Origin of the sequence: Prevotella sp. P5-108, from assembly GCF_002251385.1 — a bacterium.
Lineage (GTDB): Bacteria > Bacteroidota > Bacteroidia > Bacteroidales > Bacteroidaceae > Prevotella.
The window spans coordinates 1-20,891 of the sequence record NZ_NPJJ01000044.1 but is presented as its reverse complement, the minus strand read 5'-3'; the positions used below and the strand labels follow the sequence as shown (position 1 = coordinate 20,891).

Below are 20,891 nucleotides of genomic sequence, written 5' to 3'. Positions count from 1 at the left end.
GTGGTGTATCGTTAGATTACTGACCGGGGTTGCGGGTCTGCATATTTAGGGTCATGGCCTCTATCATGCGGCTGTAAATCTGGTTGAGCTGCTCTATCTGCTGGGCCATCTTCTTGCTTTGCTCATTAATCTGGTCGATGGTGCTAATCTGCTGGCTGGCGCTCTTGAGCTGCATCTCATAGACTCGGCTGATGCCAGTGAGGGTGCGGTTGAGGTTCTCCATCTCCAGGCTGTCGGTGGCAAGGCGGGAACTCTGCTCATTGACCTTGCCCAGGGTCTCAACGAGGCGCTTGAGCTCGGCTACATAGTCGCTCTGGGCCTGAACCATCTCTTCGTTTTCGGCGGTGCCGGTGACTACCGGTGTCACCACGCTCTGCCCTACTACGCCTGCAGCCGAGCCGCCCACTATCTGTACGCTGCCCGAGGGTTGCAGACCGTCAGCAGCTGCGGCGGGTTGGCAGGCAGCGCCACCGGGTTGACCCACAGCCACGCCTCCGCCCGCATGAATCACTCCCGAGCCACCGATAATCACGGCCTGGGGAGCCTGCATCGTCACATGGTCGGTCGCCTCGGCGCCATCCTCATCCTCCTCGGCGTCTTCGACATGGGTGGGGAGGTCGCGGCCATCGGCGGTCTTGTCAAAGGGACGGTCAAAAGCAGAGATGAAGAACACGAACACCTCGGTACCCATACCCAAGAACAGCCAGAAGTTGGCTCCAGGAAGGTGGGTGAGCTTACAGAGGGTACCAAAGATAACGATAGACGCTCCCCAGCTATAGGCATAGTTGAGGAAGGTCTGTCCGGGAACGCTATCCATCCACTTCTGCAGACGGTAGACGATATTGTATTTGCTATATTCAGCCATAATGAATGTGTGTTATTTCTTGTTCTTTTTCTGTTTGGTGCTGGTCGAGTTGGCGAGGCTTCTCACGCATCGGAAACCGATATAGGAGCGTGGCTGGTTTTGATATTCCCATGTACGCCACGCCGAACGGACAAAGGATTCGGGGTCTTTCCACGAACCGCCACGCACACTCTTCTTCTTAAGACGGTAGGGGTCTTCCTTGGCAGCCTTGTACTCGAGCTGGGGGTTAAGGTCGTTCATGGCCTCAACACCTGCTTCGGTATAGATGGTACTGGTCCACTCGGCTACATTACCAGCCATGTCGTAGAGGCCATTGCTGTTGGCGGTATAGATACCCACACGGCTGGTGATGAGGTTGCCATCCTTGGTATAGTTGCCACGGTCGGGCTTGAAGTTGGCATAGAAGCAGCCATCGCCGTTCTTGACATCCTTGTTCTCCCAGGGGAATTCGTTGCCGGCCTTGCCGCGTGCGGCATACTCCCACTCGGCTTCGGTGGGCAGGCGGTAACGCTGGATGAAGCGGGCTTCACCGCCCAGGCCCTTGAGCAGATAGTCAGTGCGCCAGGCACAGAAGGCGTTGGCCTGCTCCCAGGTGACGCCAACGACGGGGTAATCGTTGTAGGCGGGATTGCTGAAGTAGTTGCGGAGATACATCTCGTTGTCAGAGTTCTGGAAGTCGTTGACCCAGACGGTGGTGTCGGGATAGACGTTGACGATGTAGGTGTTGAGGAAATCCCAAGGACCGCTGAGTGGGCGGTTGATGGTCTCGCGCACGATATTGCCGTTGTCATCGATATACGCCGTGTCCTTGGAAATCATCACCACCTCGTCGGGATTGACGGTGACATCGGTGTTCAGGTTGCGCTCGTTGGGCATGAGGCGGTTACGGCGCAGGGCGGCAGTGGTATAGTCGTAAATCTCATACTTATAGTTGAGCTGGCGGTAGTCGAGCAGCTTCTCGCCGGTCACGGGGTTGGTGACGTACATGCTCTCGATGGCGCGCTGCTCGTCCTCATTGGGCTTGCGCGGCAGAGGCTTGCGCCAGTTGATATGGGGAGTGACAGGCTCGCCATACTTGTCCTCGGTAATCATGTAGGTCTCGTCGCCGGCATAGGCGGGGTCGGCAAGACGCGTACGGAGGATAGAGTCCTTGACATACTGCACAAACTGCTTGTACTTGGAGTTGGTAACCTCGGTTTCGTCCATCCAGAACCCGTCGACAGAGATATCCTTGACGGGAGTCTTCATACCCCAGAGCGAGTCCTGACGGTCGAGGCCCATGTGCAGCGAGCCACGCTCTACCTTGGTCATACCGTAAGGCGTGGGCTCGGCAAAGGAGCGGCCACCAACGCCAACCACCTCGCCGCCGCGGCCGCCCGAGATGGCACTCTTGCTACCGAAACAGCCTGTCAGCGCCACAGAGAGCACCACAAGGCCGAGGGTTATAATGCTTTTATTCTTCATCTTTATATTATAATATTCTCACGCTTTTATGCAGGTTTCTACCTTTCTTGGTCAGGTTGATATCGTGCTGGTATCCCACAAAGAGACCATGACTGCCGTTGCCTGGGATGGAGGCCGAGGTATACAGCTCGTAACTATAGCCCAGCACGACGCCATGGAAACTGCCGCCGACGAGGACGGTCACCGAGTTGGACGGACTGTAGGTCACGCCGCCATAGAGCATGCGCTTGTCGTGGGTATAGACCACGCGCGACGTGATGTCGGCCCTGAACGCCGAGCCATCCGAGCGCAGCAACACCGTGGGCTTTATTGTAATAAACGGATTTCTTAGTTTAATATTGTATCCACCGGTCAAATAATATGTACGGTCGATGTCGAGCAGGTAACTGTCGCCCAGCGTAACTTGGGGTGCGGTGGCGTGGGCTACCGACGCGCCGGCATACCAGTCGCCGTGGACGTAGTAGAGACCGACGCCCACATCGAGACCCGAGCCGCTCACATCGGTCGTGGGGATGGCGGGGTCGTTGCCTTCCTCGGTATCGGTCTGCGAGCCATTGAACTTCTCACTCAGCATACCCACTTGGACGCCGATGCCGAGCATACCTCCCAGCAGCTTGGTTTTGAGTGCATACTGCACGGCAAAACGCTGGTGGTCAAAGAGACCCAGTTTGTCGCTCGTCATTTGCACGCCCACACCATGGTAATGCTTGAGCATGAACAGGGGCATATCGGCAGCGACAATCATGGTACGGGGGTTGTGCTCGAAACCGGCAAAGTCGAGGGCGTAACTGCCTGTGACATTCAGCTTGGACTCTTTGCCCACGGCGGCGGGGTTGAACACCGGCTCCTGGGCAAAGTAGTGGCTGAGCGACATATCATATTGCGCAGAGGCGGCCAGCGCCCCGACGACAGAGATGACGAGGGTAAATAAATATCTTTTCAACACACTTACATAACGGATAAGCGTAGCTTTTATTGTCTTTCTACAGGTTTTTTATCCACGACGTTATGGTTTCCATCACCGTCGGGTCGATGGTCTCCTCTATCTGCTGATACTCCACGACCAGTCCTGTGTGGCAAGTCTGGAAGAGATGGTTCAGTCCGTCGAAGGTTTTGAGGGTATGGCGACTGTTGACGAGCCCCTTCTCCAGCGCTCCGAGATTGGCGACACAGTCCACCTGGGTGTCGCGGTTGCCGTTGAGTGCCAGCACGGGACAGACGATTTCGCCGAGCACGCCTCTCACATCGACATTGAGCAGATGGCGGATATAGGGACTGTCGCCCTGCTTCAGGGCTTTGTCGAAGACGCTGCGGAAGAGCACGGGGACGCCCGTGGGCTTGATGTCAGCGGTCTTCTTGCCCTGAGCCAACTGGTCCAGAGCGCATCCGATGGCCATACAGTAGGCTTCGGTCATCTCGGGAGTCGTTCCGGCGGCGGTAAGTACCGAGCGGTTTTGCGCTATCATCGTCTCCTTGCCCGACACAGCCATGGCAGCCAGCGTCACGATGAAGTCTGTCTTGCCCTCGGCAGCCGCCATCAGGGCTATGGTGCCACCCTCGCTGTGGCCGAGCATACCCACGCGGTCAAACTGCTTGCGCAGGAGGGCAAGGCCGCTGAGTGCGTCGGCGTAGAAGTCGGCGGTGGTAAATTCATAGAACCTCACAGAGGCGTCGCCCCATCCTCGGTCGTCGTAGCGCAACGAGGCGATGCCCTGGCGTGCCAAGGCGTCGGCAAGAACGGCAAAGGGCTTGTGTCCGAATAGCTCTTCATCGCGGTTCTGCTGTCCGCTGCCACTCACCATCAGCACCACAGGAGTCTGGCGGCTACAGCCACGGGGCTTGGTGAGGGTGCCGCGCAGGGTGAAGCTGCCGTTGGTAAACGACACCTCCTCGGTGAGATAATCGAAGGGGGGCTTGGGCGTCTGCGGACGGTTAAGGGTGACCTCGCCCGGCGTGAGCGTGAGCGGGAAGGCCATGCCCTGCTGGGTGAAGGTGCCTACTATCTCCGTGCCCTTGTTCACGCCCTCAAAGCGGGCGCCAATCATGGCGATTTCCACCGTCACGCTGTCGCCTTTGACCACAGTCTGCGTAGGTATTCCCCTGACGTTCTGCGCCGGAGAGTCCATGGTGCATCCCTTGTCGGTGAAGTGAAACACAAGGGGCAGCTTGATGCCCTGCACGTCGAGCTCGCCCTTCCACGAGCCGCGCTGTGCCTGCGCCGTAGTCACCATGAGCAGCAGCGCCAGCACTAAGATAGTCCGTATAGCTTTCATCATATCAAGTGTTAGAGGTAAGACATTCATCATCCTTCATCTTCATAAAATTCCAAGATACTTCTGCGGCAAACAGTTGCGGCAGACATTGAGTTTATCCTACTCTATCTGAGCATGCAGTTTATCTTGCATCTCATTTACAGTATCTCCTTGATGCAAAGATATAGATTTGGGACGAAGCACACAACTTATAAGTTGCATTTTTCTCATCAATAGCTCTTTTTTCGTTATCTCCTGCTCATAAACGACGGTCATGGGATGCTTTTCAATGCCATAAACCCCAAAAATGGTCATTAGCCCGTTTGGGATTTATAAGTAAGAATGGTGGGCGGCAAAGGAAAAGGGTGGATATTACGACAAACGTGCGTAATATCCACCCTCCGGTATAGGGTTATTCCATCTTTATTTGGCCATTGGCGTAAAGCGCAAGGTAAACTCATGGATTCCCGTTGGCGCCATGTATTGTGGCAGACACGAGTCGCCTCCGCAACTATGGTTTCCGATGCCTCGCTGCCAGAAGTCGAAGTGGGCGAAAATCTGGGGGGAGCGCACCAGGTCGTAGGGGTGCTTGCCGCCATAGAACACATCGTAGTTGAACTGGGCGTCGTCGAAATGCGACAGCGAGAAGGCCACCATGCCCTCAGTGGTGATTTGCAACTGGGTGGCGTTGTTGTCGAGCGTGAGCTGGCGCAGGCCCTGGCGGTCACCCATGGTTTGTGGCGCGCTCTGCTCTTCAAACATGCCATCCACGGTGGTGGTGTAGCGGCCGAGGAGCGAACCGCGCTGGCGGTCGATGTAGTTGCTCCACGGGCCCTTGGCATAATATTCTACGTTCTCGAAGCCGGGCGCAAACTGCATGGTGATGCCGATGCGTCGGGTTTCTGCCGACGAGTTGTTGGTGATGACCTTCATGTCCAAAGTTCCGTTGGGATAGATGGTGTAAACTATCTGGTGGGTGTCGGTACCATTGGTTACGGCCGTTTCCACCATCACGTTCTTACCCTGCTTCTTGGGCGCACTCACCATTGTCTTCTTGCCAGTGAGGACACCTTCCTCCTTGTTCTCGTTCTCGGCCACGCCACCTGGGGCGCCGAGGTTGATGTTATCGTTGGCTATGCGGCGGAAGCCGTTGAAGTCAGGTCCGGCGTTGGGCTGCACGAGCTGCGTGTCGCCATAGGTCCACTGGGCGATGGTTCCATCCTCTGCGAAAGCAATACTGAAATTGTTGCCGGTGACGGTGTTGCCCTTCACCTTGAGCTTACCCTTCTCCTGGATGGCGGGCAGCTGACCGTGGCTTTGCTGCACGAAGGTGGGGTCGGCAACCGATACACCAGCGGCGTTGTCGGCGGAGAGCTTAAACTGCTGCTGGGCCATGGCGTAGCCCTGCTTACCCCAAGAGGTGGCTTTCTTCAGTACGAGGTTGAAGGTAATGACATACTCGGCCTTGGCGTCCACTACGGTGGTGTAAGGAATGTTGATTTGGCAGGTGTTTCCGGGCTGCACCGATGGGACGGCCACCTGGTTCTTCTCCACCGAAACGCCATTGCGGAGCACCTCATAGCCGAGGTCGTAGCTGTCGGCCAGGTCGGTGAACGCGCGCTTGTTCTTCAGGGTGAGCACGTGGTTGGCGAACGACTCGAAGTCGACGTCTCTATAAACATACTTCACCTCGGTGAGCTTGGCGGTCCACTCACGGCCCGGGGTGATGATGCCGTTGCTCATGAAGTCGCCCTGGAAGCCTCTGTCGCCACGGTTCATCTTGGTGTAGTCGTAACCCGATGTGTAATAGTGGAGCCCGGTCTTGGCATCCTTCAGCGGAAGACCCTCGCGTATGCGGCGCGTGTCGTAGATGCCCTGGTCCACCCAGTCCCAGATGCAGCCGCCAATAATGCCAGTGCTTGTTTCGATGAGATTCCAGTATTCTTGCAGATTTCCCACAGCCTGACCCATGGCGTGAGCATACTCGCAGATGAAGTAGGGCTTGTTGTTGAGACCGTCCATATGCGTCTTCATCACCTCGATTTTAGGATACATGTCGGAGCCGAAGTCGGAGTATTTGGCGCCGTTCTTATAGCCCTCATAGTGCACCCATGCGTCGCGGCCGGGGAGCAGTTCCTTCACCTTGTCGTAGGTAGCCTGGAAGTTGTCGCCACCGCCCGACTCGTTACCGAGCGACCAGAACACCACGCTGGGATGGTTGCGGTCTCTCAGCACCATGCGCTCCGTGCGGTCTACGTAAGCGTCGCGCCAGGTGGGGTTATTGGAGAGCGAATGGTTGTTGTGGCACTCCACATCGGCCTCGTTCATGCAGTAGAGTCCGTAATAGTCGAACATGGCATACATCTTGGCCTGACGGGGATAGTGGCTGGTGCGGACGGTGTTTACATTGGCCTGCTTCATCAGCACCACATCGTGGAGCATGGTCTCCACATCGATGGCGTGGCCATAGAGCGGGTGGATATCCTGTGTGTTGACACCCTTGAAGAACACGCGCTTGCCGTTTACATACACCAGGTGGCCCTTGATGGCCACATCTCTGAAACCGTATTTGGTAGAGAACACCATCTCCTCCTTGCCACCTACCTTCTGGCGCACGATGACGGTATAGAGATTGGGCTGCTCGGCCGACCAGGCCTTCAGGCCGGTGAGGTTGTCGAGAGTGAGGCGAATGTGCTTCTGCGCGTCGTTGGCGGTCATAGCCACCTGCGTCTCCTGCTTGCCCACCAGTTTGCCCTGGGGGTCGAGGAGCTCTATTTCGAGCGTCTTCTCCGAGCGCTCCTTGGCGGCGTTGTCGAGGGTGAGGTCTACATTGAGGTTACCCGAAGCATAGTCGTCCTTGAGGGCCGATGTGATGTAATGGTCGGCCACGAAGGTCTTGGGCGTGGCCACGAGATAGACATCGCGGTGGATGCCTCCGAGGTGCCACATGTCCTGACCCTCAAGGTAAGAACCGTCGCACCAGCGGTAGACGCGCACCGACACGTTATTGTCGCCCTTGCGCACAAGGTGGGTCACATCAAATTCGGCGTCGGTATTGGCGCCCTGCGAATAGCCAGCATACTTGCCGTTTACCCACACCACAATGGCGCTGCAGGCTCCGTCGAAGTGGAGAAAGACGCGCTTGTCCTGGTCCCAACCGTCAGGCAGATTGAAATTGCGGCGATAGGAACCTACGGGGTTCTTGTCGAAATTGTCGTTGAACGCCGTGATGAAAGGGGGCTTGTTCTCGAAGGGATAGCCCACATTATTATATACGGGCACATCATATCCGGCCATCTCCCAGTTGAGGGGGACCTGGAGCTCTTTCCAAGAAGAAACATCGGCATTATCGGCCCAGAAATCGTCCTTCTCGGGCTTGCCCTGCTTCCAGTCGGCGGTGTAGCGGAACTTCCATTTGCCGTTGAGCAGCTGGTAGTTGGCACGCTTAGGCGTGAGCCATGGATACTTGTAGCAGTCGTCCTGCTGCATCGAGGCTGTAGAGGCATAGGGCACAAACGTGGCGTGGGCCTTCTCCTTGCGGTCCTCAAACTTGGTCTCGTCTTCTACCCATTTATCCATAAAGGGGCATACGTCGGCCTTCGTCTCCACCACCTTTTTCTTCTTGGCGGGACGGGGGTGAGCCAGAGCCGATGCGCTGAAAAGGAAGATCAACGCTGCCGCAGCTCCCCAAATTAGATGTTTTTGTTTCATTGTCATGTTGTATGGTTAATAATTGTTTTGTCTATGCCTGTCTGCTACTTGCCCTATCCGAAAAGAGCGCGGCATACCATCGCTATAGGACATTTACTTGTCCAGCCATTTCATAGCCCATTCAGTCAGAGGCGAAGGGCACGCGAGCATACCACTGTTACGCTGCAAGTTGAGGAAAGAGAAACGTATGCGGTTCTTGGGGTGGTAACGTTCGTTGTACACAACGATACTTCTGCCACTGATGCAGTTCTCTGCCTTTACCTCTACAGGTATTATCTCGTCCTCCCGCTGCAACAGGAACTCTATTTCTGCTTTCCCCTCCGAAGACCAATAGTAAGGCACAGAGCCATAGGATGGCAACAGACTTTGCAACACCGCATTCTCTGCCATGGCGCCTTTGAATTCGGTGTAGTTGGCTGTCGGGTCAATGACTATGCTTCCCGGCAGGTCGGCCAAGCGCCTCAACAGGCCACAGTCACTGGCATATACCTTGAATATGTCTGGTTCTTCGTAGGCGCTCAATGGCATTCCAGGTTTCGAGACGGCGTTCACACGATATATCATGCCTACATCTTCAAGCCAGAGCAAAGCATCCTCGTAGTCACGGCTCCTTGCGCCCTTTTTTACAACCTTATAGATGAACTTCCTGTTCTCCTTGGCAAGCTGGGACGGAAGTGAGCGCCAAAGGGCATGTATGCGAGGTATCTCGCGAGGGTCTGCATACTTGGCGAAGTCAAGTTCATACAAGTCCAATATGCCTTGCAGTATGTCGTCGACTGCCTGCATTCCCTGGTTTTCAAGCATGCTGACAGCGGCTTCAGGCATACCGCCAGAGACCATATATCTGCGATACTCCGACTTCAACTTGTCAAGAATAATAAGCGGTAGCTTCTCCGGTTCCTCTATCTGCTCAACATAATTGAAGATCTGGATGTCGCTGGCCCGCAGATACTCCTTGAACGTAATAGGATACATGCGCATAACCTGTACCTTACCAACAGGTACGGTCATCCTCCGCCTCTTAACAGCCACACCCAACAGCGAGCCAGCCGCTATGATGTGCCATTCGGGGGCTTCCTCACAAAAATACTTTAACGAGTTGAGCGCTTCCTCGCACTCCTGTATCTCATCAAATATGAGCAGCGTCTTGCCCGGCACAAGGGGAACTGGGCTATAAAGAGACAGTTCCTTTATGATGCGGGCGGGTTCCTTTGACACCGTGAAGGCTGACAATAACTCCTTCTGGCGGTCAAAGTCAAATTTCGCCGTGTAGTCAAAGCATTCCTTTCCAAACTCTTCCATGGCCCACGTCTTGCCAATCTGGCGGGCGCCTTTCAATAGGATTGGCTTGTGCTTTGCCGCATCTTTCCACTCCTTGAATTTGTTGACTATGTCTCTTTTTATCTTCATAATTACACTAACAACTTCCGATTTGTGTCATTTTTGACATTTTTCCGAACTTGTCGTGTGCAAATATACGATATAAAGAGGAAAGGAACAAGTTTTCGGAGGGTTATTTTGGCCCACTGGCGGGAAAAGACAGAAAAAAGCGGCATAGGAACCCTGTTGTGGAATTCCTATACCGCTTATATTCTACGCCTACGGCTGAGAAAGTCAGCCCGTCAGCGATTAGTATTCATCATCGTTCCAGAGGAAATCTTCCTTGGAGGGATAGTCGGGCCAAATGTCTTCAATGCTTTCATACACTTCACCTTCATCCTCTATTTCCTGCAAGTTCTCGAGCACCTCGAGAGGAGCACCTGAACGGGTGGCATAGTCTATAAGTTCGTCCTTGGTTGCGGGCCAAGGTGCATCTTCCAATTTTGAAGCTAATTCAAGAGTCCAATACATAGTCTTTAGTTTTGGTCGTTAATTTTATTGAATGCAAAAGTAGCACTTTATATTCAATTATACGACTGTTTACGACCATTTTTGCTGTTAAATTATCATTAATAATAAAAAAAAGCAAAAATATAGGGACGATTGGATTAAAAATTGATTGTGTAGCAACGCTTGTGCTTGCTCTGGTCCAGCATCACGATGCCGGTGTAGTATAAATCATAACAGACGGCGGCATGGTTGTTGCCGACGATGCGTTGCCAAGTCTCGCGCGAGCGGGCGTCGCGGTGTATGCCGTCGACCATGACCAAGCTGGCGCTGTCTATGCGCGGCAACAGGCTGAGCAGAGCATCGGCATGCTGCACATCGGTGCGTATCACCACGCGCTCGCCGTCAATGACAGCGGGCACCTCGTCGCCCTCAGCCACCGAGAGGATGCGGGCACGGCGCGCGCCGGCAGAGAAATACTCCTGGCGCTCAGCGCTCAAGCCGTCTATGAAGTCGAGGATATAGCGGGGCTGAACCTCGTTGGCCACGCGCAGACAGAGACGCAGCAGGCGCAGCGCCACACGGCTCTCCACGGGCACCCGCTTCTGCAGGTCGGCGTAGGCATAATAGGGGTAATGCTCGTTGATGACATAGCGCACAAAGCGGTAAGCCGATGGCGACTGGATGCCAAATCCCCTGCAATAGGCGATGCGGCTAAGCCATACTCCCACGGTCTGCAACCATTCTGTCACGTTGTTCATCTTACACCTTGTTATATTTATAGCCTCGTATATTATATTTATAGCCTCGTATGCTCGCACATATAGCCACGAAGGCCACTGCAAAGGTAAACTTTTTCTGCCAATTTATCCCCCTATCGCGTCACTTTTATCCTTTTTTCAAGCACCCTGACCCACGAGCGAGCCACCGTGACCATCTCCACAACTCTGCTGACCAACTCTGCGAAGCTGCTGACCAACTCTGCGAAGCTGCTGACCAACTCTGCGAAGCTGCTGACCGACTCTGCGAAGCTGCTGACCAACTCTGCGAAGCTGCTGACCAACCTGGCTGGCTCGTATCGTAAGGCACGAGGCCACGTAACATATGATACGAAAGCTCGTGACTTACGATACGTAGGCTCGTGACTTACGACACGAGCTGCCCAAGGTCATCAGCCGTCCCATCATACGTGGCCAGCCGCCTCATAATCAGCAACAGCCCGGCCGTCGCTGCCCCCACAGCCATGCCCACGCTCCCCCAGCCCGCCGCCAAACAAAACTCCCCTGCCTCCACGATGACGGGAAACAGGGGAATATACTGATTTTCTATTACTATGGTCATGGTTGTCGGCCTATGGCGCCCGACGGTGGAGCCTTGAAGGTCTGGTAGCGGGCCACAAGAGTCGGGCAGCGAGCCAAGCGGGATGGAAAGCGCTGCTCAGAACTTCACCTTGCCGAGTATCTTGGTGGTGGCGCCAGTCATCTGGGCCACAAAAGCGCCAGCCCTATCGCCGCAGCACTTGCGGTATTCGGCGTCGTCGGTAAAGCGGGTTATCAGCTCTTCAAAGTCTTCCGGGGTGTGTATCTCAAAGCCTCCCTCGGCACGCTTCAAGCCCTGCGCCTCACTGAAACGCTGGTTGTTGGGACCGAAGATGACGGGCATATCCCACACGGCTGCCTCGAGCACATTGTGGATGCCCACGCCGAAGCCGCCACCGACATAGGCCACGTCGCCGTAGTGGTAGGCGCTCGACAGCAGACCGAAACAGTCGATGATGAGACAGTCGGCCTCTGCGGCTTCCTGCTCGTTGGTCTGGGTGTAGCGCACGGTCTTCATCTGGAGCATGTCGGTAATCTGGCGCAGATGGTCCTCGCCTATCACGTGGGGCGCGATGATGAGTTTCCACTGTCTATGCTCGTTGAAATAGGGAATGAAAATCTCCTCGTCGGGCTGCCAGGAAGAGCCAGCCACAAAGACGGGCGCCTTGACATCGGCATCGCCACCCACAAAGGCGTCGATAATGGGCAGACGACGGGCTGCCTCCTTAATCTGGAGCACGCGGTCGAAGCGGGTGTCGCCCACCACGTCGACATCGGTGATGCCGATAGAGGCAAGCAGGCGCTGCGACTCCTCGTTCTGCACGAAGAAGCGGGTGAAGCAAGTAAGCACACGGCTGTAGCGCCATCCGTACCACTTGAAGAAGATTTGCTCGGGACGGAAGATGCTCGACACGCTGTAAGTGGGTATGCCGCGGTGCTTGAGCACATGCAGGAAGTTGTACCAGAACTCGTACTTGATGAAGAATGCCATCACGGGGCGCACGATGCGCAGAAACTTGCGCGCATTGCCTATGGTGTCGATGGGCAGATAGCAGATGACGTCGGCTCCCTTGTAGTCCTTGCGCACCTCATAGCCCGAGGGCGAGAAGAAGGTAAGCAGTATCTTGTACTTGGGGTGCTGGCGGCGCACCTCTTCCATCAGCGGGCGGCCCTGTTCAAACTCGCCCAACGACGCAGCATGAAACCAGATGTAGCGGTCGGCTGGGTTAATCTTCTCACGCAATATACGGAACGACTCCTGCTCTCCGCGCCACATCTTGCGCACCTTGTCTGAAAACAGGCTGGCTATGGCTACGCCCACCTGTATCAGGTAGATAATGACATTGTACATAATCTAACGAAAAAAGGGTGCCGCCCCCGTGGGCACGACACCTTATTATATATATAGTTATTTCAGAACCTCAACGGCACGGCGCAGACGGCGCAGAGTCTCCTCCTTGCCCAGGAAGGCAGAGATGTCGAACATGCCGGGACCCTTGCCTATGCCCACGAGGGCCAGACGGAAGGCGTTCATGATGTCGCCCAGCTTGTAGCCCTTGTCCTCGACCCACTTCATGACCACAGGCTCCTGGCCCTCGATGCTGAAGTCGTCGATGCCCTCGAGCACCTCGGCCAACTCGGTCATCTGCTGGGCTGAATATTCCTTCCAGCGCTTGCGCACTGTCTTCTCGTCGTACTCCGTGGGTGGCAGGAAGAAGAAAGAGCACAAATCCCAGAGCTCGCGTACAAAGCTGACGCGGTCTTTCATCAGGCTGACTACCGTGCGGATACGCTCCATCGACTCATCCACGCCATTGTTGGCCACGATGGGTGCAAAGAGGTCGGCTATCTCTTCGTTGCTCTTGCGCAGAATGTACTCATGGTTGAACCAGATGCCCTTCTGGTAGTCGAACTTGGCACCGCTCTTCGAGCATTTGCTGATGTCGAAGGCCTCAACCAGCTCTTCGAGACTGAAGAGCTCCTGCTCGGTGCCTGGGTTCCAGCCCAGCAGCGCCAGGAAGTTGACCACTGCCTCGGGGAAATAGCCGCTCTCGCGGTATCCGCTTGACACTTCGCCGGTCTTGGGGTCATGCCATTCGAGCGGGAATACGGGGAAGCCCAGACGGTCGCCATCGCGCTTGGACAGTTTGCCCTTGCCCTCGGGCTTGAGGAGCAATGGCAGGTGGGCAAAGCGGGGCATGGTGTCTTCCCAACCGAACGCGCGGTAGAGCAACACGTGCAGCGGTGCCGATGGCAACCACTCCTCGCCACGGATAACGTGGCTTATCTCCATCAGATGATCGTCTACAATGTTGGCAAGATGGTAAGTGGGCAGCTCGTCAGCACTCTTATAGAGCACCTTGTCGTCGAGGATGTCGCTCTTGATGACCACGTCGCCGCGTATCATATCGTTGACATGCACCTCGATACCGGGGGTGATGAGGAAGCGCACCACATACTGCTCGCCGTCGGCTATCATCTGGCGCCACTCTGCCTCGGGGAGAGACAGCGAGTTGCGCATCTGCATGCGGGTGCGTGCATCATACTGGAAATTCTGTATCTCGGCGCGCTTGGCGTCAAGCTCCTCGGGCGTGTCGAAGGCATAATAAGCCTTGCCGTCGGCCAAGAGCTGGTCTACATACTTCTTGTAGATGTCGCGACGCTCACTCTGGCGGTAGGGACCATGGTCGCCACCGAAGCTGACGCCCTCGTCAAACTTGATGCCGAGCCACTTGAATGACTCTATAATGTATTCCTCTGCTCCTGGAACAAAACGATGGGAGTCTGTATCTTCGATACGGAACACGAAATCGCCACCATGCTGGCGGGCAAAGAGGTAATTGAAAAGGGCGGTACGTACACCACCGATGTGCAAAGGTCCTGTAGGACTCGGCGCAAAGCGCACTCTGACTCTTCTTTCGGTCATTATTATTATAGAAATTATTATTTTTTTGCAAAATTACGGTATTTTTCTGAGTATTGACCATTATTTTTCGTATTTTCGCAAAATAAAAGCATTACAGATACAATAAACATGAAAATAGGGTTTACCAACAACCGAATCAACAGAGCGCTCACGCGTCTGACACTTATCATTGCCAGCACGGCCATCATCGTGTGGTTTCTGCCCCACAACGAGAGCCAGCGCATAAGATACGATATCGGCAAGCCATGGATGTACGGCTCGTTCATCGCCAAGTTTGACTTCCCCATCTATAAGACCGACGAAGCCATCAAGTTGGAGCAGGACTCGCTGATGGAGTCCTTTCAGCCCTACTACCGCTACGACACTCAGGTGGAGCAGCAGCAGATAGAGCACTTGCGCCAGGACCTCGCCGCCAATAGCCACCCTATCTCCCACGACCTGGAGGCGGCCGTCATAAAGCGCCTGCACCGCCTCTATGCCACAGGTATCATGGGCATGGCAGAATATCAGGACATGGCAAGAGACTCTGCCACGACCATACGCATAGTCAACGAGAAAGAGGCTGTGCCTCTGGAGGTGGGGCAGGTCTACTCGACCATGAGTGCCTACGAACAGCTGCTCGCCGATGAGCGTCTGGCCGACCAGAAGTCGACCCTGCAGAAGCTCAACCTCAATGAATACATCGAGCCCAACCTCATCTACGACAAGGACCGCAGCCAGGCTGAGCTCAACGACCTGCTCAGCGGCATCTCGCCAGCCAGCGGCATGGTGCTTACGGGTCAGAAGATTATAGACCGTGGCGAGATAGTCGACGACTACGACTACCGCGTGCTCTCTTCGTTTGAGCGGGAGATGCAGCGACGCAGCTCAGACTCTACCGAGATTACCTCGACCATCATGGGCCAGCTGCTGTTTGTGATCATCCTCATCTCGCTCTTCTCGACCTACCTGGCGCTCTTCCGCAAGGACTACTTTGCCAAGCCCCGCAACATACTGATGCTCTACGTGATGGTGACGCTCTTCCCCGTGCTGGTGTCGTTCATGATGACCCACAACGTGTTCAGCGTCTACATCCTGCCGCTGGTGATGGCGCCCATCTTCGTGCGCGTCTTCCTTGACTCGCGCACCGCCTTTGCCACCCACGTCACGATGGTCATCATCTGTGCCGCCGCCGTAAAATACCAGTACGAGTTCATCATCGTCCAGATAGTGGGCGGCATGGTGGCCATCTACTCGCTGCGCGAACTGTCGCGCCGTGCCCAGGTGTTCCGCACCGCTCTGCTGGTGACGCTGTCGAGTTGCGTGGTCTACTTCGCCCTGCAACTCATGCAGGACAGCGACTTCACCGACCTCGACCACAGCATGTACTCCTACTTCATCGTCAACGGCGTATTTCTGCTGCTTGCCTACCCGCTCATGTATCTCATCGAGAAGACCTTCGGATTCATCTCCGATGTGACGCTCATCGAACTTTCTGACACCAACAAGGGACTGCTGCGCGAGCTGAGCGAGGTGGCTCCCGGTACCTTCCAGCACTCCATTACCGTGGCCAACCTGGCAGCCGAGATAGCCAACAAGATAGGCGCCAAGAGTCTGCTTGTGCGTACCGGAGCGCTCTATCATGACATCGGAAAGAAGGACGACCCCGTCTTCTTCACCGAGAACCAGTCGGGCGTGAACCCTCACAGCGAGATTTCCTGCCGCGAGAGCGCGCGCATCATCATCAGCCATGTCACCAAGGGCGTCAAAGAGGCCGAGCGCGCCAATCTGCCCGCCTTCATCAAGGACTTCATCCTCACCCACCACGGCAAGGGCATCACCAAGTACTTCTATATTAAATATAAGAATGAGCATCCCGACGAGGATGTCGACATCCAGGAATTTGCCTATCCCGGCCCCAATCCTTTCACCCGCGAACAGGCCATCCTCATGATGGCCGATACCGTCGAGGCGGCTTCTCGCTCGCTGCCCGAATATACCGAAGACAGCATCTGCGACCTCGTCAACCGCCTCATCGACCAGCAGGTGGCCGACGGCTTCTTCAAGGAGTGCCCCATCACCTTCCGCGACATCGCCCAGGCCAAACTGGTGCTCATCGAGCGCCTCAAGGCCATTTACCATACACGTATACAATATCCGGAACTGAAGAAATAGGAAACCGAGAACAACCTGGGTACCCTCGAGACCAATCTGGGCGCCCACAGAGTCCAACTTAAGGCCCAAAAACCGCACAAAAAGCCCGATTTGTGCGGTTTTTGGGCTTCTAAATGTTAACAAGAGATAAAATAACGATGAACGTAGTGGATATATAGAACAATATTAATACCTTTGCATCCAATATTTTTAGTTTTTTTAAGATGAATAAGACAAAACTGATTTGCACAGCGTTAGCAATCGTTATTTTTTCGACCACCGCACAGGCCGGTGGATTACTCACCAACACCAACCAGAACATTAATTTCCTCCGCAATCCCGCGCGCGATGCTGCCATTGCCATCGATGGCGTCTACAGCAACCCCGCCGGTGTAGTCTTCCTGGGCGAGGGCATGCACCTGTCTATAGGTTTGCAGAATGTACACCAGACCCGTACTATCAAGACGGGCTTCCCACTCTTCCCCAACAACGTGAACATGAGTGGCAGCGTACACGAGTTTGAGGGCAAGGCCGACGCGCCCGTTCTCCCCACCCTGCAAGCTGCCTACAACAAGGGCAACTGGAGCTTCCAGTTCGGATTTGCCCTTACCGGCGGCGGTGGCAAATGTGAATTCCCCAACGGCCTCGGCTCTTTCGAGCAGGTAGTTGCCGGCGTTACAACTAAAGCCGGTAATATAAACGAACTTTACCAGAAACTCGGCCAGCTGGGCATCCCCGGCATGGACAAGCACAAAATGGGCACCAAGTATAGCTACGACTCATTTATGCGTGGCCGCCAGTATTATTATGGCTTCACCTTCGGTACCGCTTACCGCATCAACGACCACCTCTCTGTCTATGGCGGTCTGAAGATGCTCTACGGTTCGGCCAACTACTATGGTTATGTCAAGAACATCTCCATCGAGCATCTCGACAACGGCCAGTCATCTATGGTAGGTGCCGCCGCCCACTTCAGCGAGTTGGGAGACCAGCTCAACCGATATGCCGGTGCTATGGAGCAGGCTGGCAACATGCAGGCAGCACAGGCTCTGGAGGCAGCAGCAGCCAAAGCCAACATGCTGAGCCAGTCCACCCAGGACATCGAGCTCAACTGCGACCAGACTGGATGGGGCGTGGCTCCCATCATCGGTATCGACTACAAGACAGGACGCCTGAACCTCGCCGCCAAGTATGAGTTCAAGACCCGTATGCGTCTGAAGAACAAGTCGGCCAACAGCCTCAGCGCCGAGGGCATCCCCATGCTCAGCAAATTCAAGGACGGTAACGAGGTGGCAGAAGACACTCCCGGCTTGCTCACCGTAGGCGCACAGTACTCGCTGCTCCCCTCGCTCCGCATTTCAGCCGGTTGGCACCACTACTTCGATGTCGACACCAAGCAGTACACCAAGGATATGTTGAGCGACACCAATGAGTATCTCGTCGGTGCCGAATACGACATCAACAAGTGCTGGCAGGTAAGCGCCGGAGCGCAGAAGACCCAGTACGGATTCAAGGATGCGGGTATGAATGACATCAGTTTCAATGTCAACTCCTACTCTATCGGCTTCGGAGTCGGTGTCCAGGTAAGCGAGAAGGTAAAGATCAATGCCGCTTACTTCCAGACCATCTACAGCGACTACGACAAGAAAGAGGCCGTCGGTCAGGCCACCGTTACCAACTCGTTCACACGTACCAACCGTGTCTTCGGCCTCGGTGTAGACCTCACTCTCTAAGAGAGACTTTAATTATAAGTAAATATATCAATAATCTGTGTGTGATGTGGGCTTGCTGTCATAGCGGGTCCACATCATAGTATATCTGCAGGGTAGCATATTGCTTGTCCTGCATTATTTTTTGCTGCACCTGACGCAGGTATTGTCTCACCTGACGCCCGTCGAGACTGTTCTCGAGCTTGAGCACAATCTTGCGGATGCTCATCGTCTTGACGCGGGCTATCGACGGTTTGTCGGGGCCCAGCACCCGCTCGCCCAAGCCTTGCCTGAGCCACCCCGCCATGAGCAGGGCGGCACTCTCAGCCACATGCTCCTGCCTGTGCTTGATGTACACGTATATCAGACGGGCAAACGGCGGATAGCGGAACAGTCGCCGCTCGTCCATCAGGTCGCCGAAGAAGCCCTTGAAGTCATGCCCCACGATCTGGTGTATCACCGGCAGCTCGGGAGCTTTAGTCTGGAGTATCACCAGACCGCGTTCGCCCTTGCGGCCAGCCCTTCCGCTCACCTGGCCCATCATCATGAAGGCGTGTTCGTAGGCGCGGAAGTCGGGATAGTTGAGCATCGAGTCGGCATCGAGTATGCCCACCACGCCCACATTGTCGAAGTCGAGTCCCTTGGTCACCATCTGCGTACCGATGAGCACATTGGTCTTGCCCTGAGAGAAGTCGGCGATAAGGCGCTCATAGGCGTTGCGCGTGCGGGTGGTGTCGAGGTCCATGCGAGCCACCCTGGCATCGGGAAACTCGGTGCGCACGGCGTCCTCTATCTTCTCTGTGCCATAGCCTTGCCCTCTCAGGTCGCGCCCACCACAGTTGGGGCACTCTGTGGGCACGGTATAGGTGTAGCCGCAGTAGTGGCAGGTGAGCCTGTTGGTCACCTTGTGGAGCGTGAGCGACACGTCGCAGTTCTCGCAGCGCGGCACCCATCCGCAGTCGTGACACTCTATCATCGGCGCAAAGCCGCGACGGTTCTGGAAGAGTATGGCCTGCTTGCCGCGACTGAGCTGGTCGCGCACGGCAGCCAGCAGGTCGGGCGAGAAGAGACCTTTCATCATCTTGCGACGACGCAGGTCCTTGACATCGACCACCCGTATCTCGGGGAGCTGGATGTCCTGATAGCGGGTGGTGAGGGTTACCAGCCCATACTTGCCGCTCTGCGCGTTGTGATACGACTCTGCCGACGGCGTGGCGGTGCCCAGCACCACACGGGCTCCAGTGGCACGGGCGAGCATAATCGCCACCGACCGCGCATGGTATCGCGGCGACGGGTCCTGCTGCTTGAAGCTGGTCTCGTGTTCCTCGTCGATGATGACCATGCCCAGCCGGGTGAAGGGCAGGAAGACGGCACTGCGCGCGCCGAGGATTACATCGTAGGGATGGTCGGAGAGCTGCTTGCGCCATATCTCCACGCGCTCGGCGTCGCTGTACTTGGAGTGGTAGATGCCCAACCGCGAACCGAAGACGCGGCGCAGACGCTCCATCATCTGCACCGTGAGCGCAATCTCGGGCACCAGGTAGAGCACCTGCTTCTTCTCTTCCAGCGCGCGGGCTATCAGATGGATATACACTTCGGTCTTGCCGCTCGAGGTCACTCCGTGCAGCAGCGTCACCTCGCGCTCCTTCATGCTCGCCACCACGGCGTCATAGGCATGGGCTTGCGCGGGGCTCAGTGTCTTGGGCTGGGCCAGGGGCTCGCCCACTCCGTCGTTGAGCCTGCCCACTTCCACCTTATATATATATAATAGGTGGCGGTCTACGAGCGCCTTGATGATGGCTTCGGTAGCGTTGGACTCGTTGCGCAGCTCTTCACGGGTAATCTCGCGCACGTCTACCTTCTCGCCATCGGCCCTCATGTCCCAGTGGCTCATCTGCAGATAGGTGGCAAACACCTGCTGCTGCTTGCGGGCCCGGGCGAGCGACTCCATAGCCACGTGCAGCGCGCGCTGGTCGTGCAACTGAGGGCTGAGGGCTATATAGTCCTCTGTCTTGGGTCTGAACCCGTCCTCGGCCTTCAGCCCCGACGGCATCGCGGCGGTATATACATCACCGATAGGCGCCAGATAGTAGTAGGATATCCACTGCCACAGCGAGAGCTGATGTGGCAGCAGCATGGGATGGTCGTCGAGCACGTCGACGATGTCCTTTACCTCAAAGTCGGGTTGGATGTCATGGATGTTGAGCGCCACCGCCGTGTAGGTCTTGCTCCGTCCGAGCGGCACCAGTATACGTACGCCTGGCACTACCCTTGACTCCAGAGCAGCGGGCACGCTGTAAGTGAAAAGGCCGTCTAACGGCAGCGGAAGTATAGCCTCAACATATTTCATGCAGGCAAAGTTATATAAAAATACGAAGAAACCCACGCTTCCTCCCATTTCTTTTCGCGCGCACGCCACAAAACTTCCTCCACCCCCATTTTCCCTTACAGCGAATGGCATCATCTGCCGAGGCTGCCTATCCACCCTGCTGAGTGGTGGGCCTACGGTGGCGGCGCGGACTATGGCCATGCCGCCCAAGGGCCATATCGCAGCGGTGTGACTTACCCTAAAAAAACTTGACACTTTTGGATGCCTAAAACAAAAGTGTATGAGAACAAAAGTAAAACGTGAAAGAGATCGTGTCCTAAATGAAGCGACAGGTCAGTATGAATGGGTATGGGTAG

14 protein-coding genes are annotated in these 20,891 nt (G+C 55.5%); 2 read left to right on the top strand and 12 right to left on the bottom strand.

Annotated elements, in window-relative coordinates; all coding sequences use genetic code 11:
* Nucleotides 1–16: 16 nt before the first annotated feature.
* From gldL to gltX, 11 genes are all read right to left on the bottom strand, one after another.
* Nucleotides 17–865 carry a gliding motility protein GldL gene (gene gldL, locus CIK95_RS09575; protein WP_094385610.1) on the bottom strand — a complete coding sequence of 283 codons (849 nt, stop codon included), beginning with the start codon at nt 863–865 and terminating at the stop codon, nt 17–19.
* A gap of 12 nt (nt 866–877) precedes the next feature.
* Complete coding sequence (locus tag CIK95_RS09570) at nt 878–2,329, bottom strand: SUMF1/EgtB/PvdO family nonheme iron enzyme (protein ID WP_173849870.1); 1,452 nt, start codon at nt 2,327–2,329, stop codon at nt 878–880.
* Nucleotides 2,330–2,336: 7 nt separating this feature from the next.
* Nucleotides 2,337–3,275, bottom strand: a complete 939-nt coding sequence (locus tag CIK95_RS09565; protein WP_094466881.1) for a type IX secretion system membrane protein PorP/SprF — start codon at nt 3,273–3,275, stop codon at nt 2,337–2,339.
* Nucleotides 3,276–3,312: 37 nt separating this feature from the next.
* Nucleotides 3,313–4,605 carry a S9 family peptidase gene (locus CIK95_RS09560; RefSeq protein ID WP_254046452.1) on the bottom strand — a complete coding sequence of 431 codons (1,293 nt, stop codon included), beginning with the start codon at nt 4,603–4,605 and terminating at the stop codon, nt 3,313–3,315.
* Nucleotides 4,606–5,004: 399 nt separating this feature from the next.
* On the bottom strand, nt 5,005–8,292 hold the full coding sequence (locus CIK95_RS09550; RefSeq protein ID WP_158215118.1) for a glycoside hydrolase family 2 TIM barrel-domain containing protein: 3,288 nt from the start codon (nt 8,290–8,292) through the stop codon (nt 5,005–5,007).
* Between the two features lie 93 nt (nt 8,293–8,385).
* Nucleotides 8,386–9,702 (bottom strand): ATP-binding protein, encoded by a 1,317-nt coding sequence (locus CIK95_RS09545; protein WP_094466878.1) that lies wholly within the window; start codon nt 9,700–9,702, stop codon nt 8,386–8,388.
* A gap of 219 nt (nt 9,703–9,921) precedes the next feature.
* The gene (locus tag CIK95_RS09540; protein WP_022310382.1) at nt 9,922–10,143 is read right to left on the bottom strand and encodes a DUF2795 domain-containing protein; all 222 of its coding nucleotides are present in this window, start codon (nt 10,141–10,143) and stop codon (nt 9,922–9,924) included.
* 137 nt (nt 10,144–10,280) lie between these two features.
* Complete coding sequence (locus tag CIK95_RS09535) at nt 10,281–10,880, bottom strand: hypothetical protein (protein WP_094466877.1); 600 nt, start codon at nt 10,878–10,880, stop codon at nt 10,281–10,283.
* Nucleotides 10,881–11,265: 385 nt separating this feature from the next.
* Complete coding sequence (locus tag CIK95_RS09525) at nt 11,266–11,460, bottom strand: hypothetical protein (protein WP_094466875.1); 195 nt, start codon at nt 11,458–11,460, stop codon at nt 11,266–11,268.
* A gap of 96 nt (nt 11,461–11,556) precedes the next feature.
* A complete protein-coding gene (locus tag CIK95_RS09520) occupies nt 11,557–12,789 on the bottom strand; it encodes a 3-deoxy-D-manno-octulosonic acid transferase (RefSeq protein WP_094421904.1) in 1,233 nt (410 codons plus the stop codon).
* Between the two features lie 57 nt (nt 12,790–12,846).
* Nucleotides 12,847–14,364 (bottom strand): glutamate--tRNA ligase, encoded by a 1,518-nt coding sequence (gltX, locus tag CIK95_RS09515; RefSeq protein ID WP_094421902.1) that lies wholly within the window; start codon nt 14,362–14,364, stop codon nt 12,847–12,849.
* Nucleotides 14,365–14,472: 108 nt separating this feature from the next.
* Here gltX and CIK95_RS09510 point away from each other — a divergent pair, with 108 nt between their 5' ends.
* Nucleotides 14,473–16,518: an HD family phosphohydrolase gene (locus CIK95_RS09510; protein ID WP_094421900.1), complete on the top strand. Its 2,046-nt coding sequence runs from the start codon at nt 14,473–14,475 to the stop codon at nt 16,516–16,518.
* Nucleotides 16,519–16,721: 203 nt separating this feature from the next.
* Nucleotides 16,722–18,230, top strand: coding sequence for an OmpP1/FadL family transporter (locus CIK95_RS09505; protein ID WP_094466874.1), 1,509 nt, complete (start codon nt 16,722–16,724; stop codon nt 18,228–18,230).
* Nucleotides 18,231–18,288: 58 nt separating this feature from the next.
* On the opposite strand, the gene priA is transcribed toward CIK95_RS09505, so the two are convergent.
* On the bottom strand, nt 18,289–20,556 hold the full coding sequence (gene priA / locus CIK95_RS09500; protein WP_094466873.1) for a primosomal protein N': 2,268 nt from the start codon (nt 20,554–20,556) through the stop codon (nt 18,289–18,291).
* Nucleotides 20,557–20,891: the final 335 nt, after the last annotated feature.